Consider the following 2,818-nt stretch of genomic DNA (forward strand, 5'->3'; position numbering starts at 1 on the left):
AGTAAGCGTCCGGCAGACACACCTTGACCACACCATTCTCCCCCGTGCTCCTCAAAACCACGCTCATTTGCAAGGCTTTAGTAAGCGCTTGGTTAAGTCACCGTGGTTCGGAATTCGCGCTTAGAAAACTCAATAGATAGTGAAGTGGGACGCCTCAGACCTCGGCAGATGGTGCGGATAAGATAAAGATTCGGTCGTCTTGGATTACCAGACCCATTCTCCGCGCCTTAGCTTCGGTTATCAGCGCCCATTATCAGACTGAGGAGCTTTTTAGCAGGTCAACTCCGAGCGCGAGAACGTTCGTTCAGCTACTGCCCTTATGCTGATGAGGTTGCCAGATTTGCACGGGCCCACTCCTCAGCGGTCGTGACTTGAGTCGACTGCTGCGCGTTGAAAGTGCCTGCTTTAGGCCAGGCCACGCCTCTGCCCTGGGCGAACACAGCGCGGTACTTCTTGATGTGATGCGTTGGGTCTCTCTCCAATTCTTGGAGCAAGTACGGAACAGTCCACACGTTACGTTTGAACGGGCGACCCAGTACACGTTCGAGGAGGCTCGCAACCTCTCCGTACGTCACTGTATCTCCCGAGAGGTACACAATCTGATCGCGGAAGCGAGGTTCGAAGAAAACAATTTCCGCTGTCAACGCACCAATGTCTTCTGGAGTCGTGAGCGTCACGCTGGTCTCAAGACTGCCTAGCGCGTTCACGGTATCGTTTTCGAAGTCAACCACCTCGAATACTGGCTCGAATAGAAAGCTGGTGAACATACCCGTCGAGATGATTACCCATTCAGTTTTATCCTGGGCGCGAAGCAATTCGCGTACATCAAGCTGAGCATCGAACAGATCTTGAGGACTGCCCCGACCGATTACCTCGAAGTCGACACCAAACTGCCAAGGAAAGTAGCGCTTCACACCGGACTTGAGAGCTGCTGTAGCCAGCTTCATCGGGGTTTCCCGGCCTGCAACCATGCCTGCGCAGCCTATTACGGTATCGAACCGTGCGAACACTTCAGCCAACTGATCGATTGAATTATTCACGAGATCTGCGGCCACCATCTGGATGCCAAGATCTCGAAGCTCATCGATTTCGACCTTTTTCTCGGGCACCTGAGTGTTGATGGTCGAATCCCTGAGCAGGACGCTGATTGTGGAGCCGGGCGCGCGCTTTGCTACTCGCGCAAGATTGCGCAGAACCGGCAGCCCAAGCTCACCGGCGCCTAGAACGAGAATGGATTGGGGGGAAAGCTGGGTCACTTCGGTCATGATTTCTCCTGAGACCTGTTGCCTGTAAGATGAACAAATGCTTGCACGATTAGGCAACGTTCGTAAGAAGGCACACCTGTGATACCAGAGAATGAAATGACCGATCAGGAGGCTCTCAGCCAGGCAGAAACAATTTGCCGAACGCTTAGAGAAGACGATGATGGCGTCAGACGAGAAGTGCTTGCTCACGCAGGTAGCCGCTGGTCGTTAGGTATTCTGCATGCCCTGGGGGTTTACGGCACGATGCGCCATGCCGAAATAAAAAGGCAGATGACTGGGGTGACTCAGCGGATGTTAACCAAGACGCTACGCTCCATGGAGCGGGATGGGCTAGTGGTTCGGCGGGAGTTCGGTGAGATTCCGCCACGTGTCGAGTATGAGCTGACGCCGCTGGGTATGGGACTGTTGATCCGCATGTCACCTATCTGGACTTGGGTTGTCGAGAACGTTGAGGATTTCCGCAAGGCGCGGCGTATTTTCGACAGTCAGGATGACAAAAAACCCGCATGGCAAATACCTCCATCGACACCATTAGATTCAGACGCGTCGGACTGAATGTAGCTCATAGCGTGTTAGGAGCCCTGTGCCCATTGATGCGGTAGTAATTGGTCAATTGCACTGGCCCTCTGTGTCGGCAACCGCGTCAGTACATCCTTGAGATACGCGAACGGATCATGCCCATTCATGCGTGCCGATTGAATCAAGCTCATAATTGCCGCCGCTCGTTTACCGCTGCGCAGTGATCCGGCGAAGAGCCAATTCGAACGGCCAAGGGCCCAAGGCCGGATCGTATTTTCGACCCGATTGTTGTCGATGGGCACAGCACCATCATTGAGGTAGCGCGTCAGCGCTACCCAGCGTTTCAGGCTGTAATCCAGAGCCTTGGCTGTGGCCGAGCCCTCGGGCACAAGTTCGCGCTGAGCCAGCATCCACTCATGCAACTTCTCCGCGATAGGAATCGCCATTTCTTGACGTAATCGCCAGCGATCTTCATCGCTCATCTCTTTGGCCTTTCGTTCAACCTCGTATAGGCCGCCGATTGAGTGCAGCGCCTGTTCGGCCAGTTGGCTTTTGTTCGCCACATGCAGGTCGAAGAACTTGCGGCGAGCATGGGCCATGCAGCCGATTTCGGTGATGCCCCCTTCGAAGCCGGCCTTGTAGCCTGCGAAGCCATCGCAGACCAGCTTGCCGTTCCAAGTGCCCAGGAAGTTGCGCGCATGTTCGCCAGCACGGCTCGGGCTGAAGTCGTAGACTACCGCCTTCAGTGCCGAGAATGGTGTCGTGCAGTAGGGCCAGACATACGCTCGGTGCGTTTTCTTTTCACCCGGTGCCAGCATCTGCACGGGTGTTTCATCGGCATGGACGACTCGCTGGGCCAGCACTGCCTCGCGCAGTGCTTCCACGAGCGGTTGCAGTTGTACGCCGGTTTGACCCACCCACTGCGCCAGTGTCGAACGGGCGATGGGCAGCCCGGCGCGGCCGAAGATTTTCTCTTGGCGATACAGCGGCAGATGGTCGGCGAACTTGGCCACCATGATGTGGGCCAGCAGGCC

Annotated in this window: 3 protein-coding genes; 1 reads left to right on the plus strand and 2 read right to left on the minus strand. The window is 55.6% G+C overall.

The genetic code is table 11. The annotated features are described in order from the left end of the window. Window positions 1–317: 317 nt before the first annotated feature. Window positions 318–1,265 carry an aromatic alcohol reductase gene (locus PspCFBP13509_RS31235; RefSeq protein ID WP_003173940.1) on the minus strand — a complete coding sequence of 316 codons (948 nt, stop codon included), beginning with the start codon at window positions 1,263–1,265 and terminating at the stop codon, window positions 318–320. 96 nt (window positions 1,266–1,361) lie between these two features. Between PspCFBP13509_RS31235 and PspCFBP13509_RS31240 the strand changes: the two genes are divergently transcribed. After that, entirely contained in the window at window positions 1,362–1,820 is a 459-nt protein-coding gene (locus tag PspCFBP13509_RS31240; RefSeq protein ID WP_003429427.1) for a winged helix-turn-helix transcriptional regulator, read from the plus strand. A gap of 17 nt (window positions 1,821–1,837) precedes the next feature. Here PspCFBP13509_RS31240 and tnpC read toward each other — a convergent pair. Beyond that, window positions 1,838–2,818: IS66 family transposase (gene tnpC, locus PspCFBP13509_RS31245; protein WP_137213196.1), on the minus strand; the 981-nt coding region annotated here is incomplete at its 5' end.

Source organism: Pseudomonas sp. CFBP13509, from assembly GCF_005233485.1.
Lineage (GTDB): Bacteria > Pseudomonadota > Gammaproteobacteria > Pseudomonadales > Pseudomonadaceae > Aquipseudomonas > Aquipseudomonas marginalis.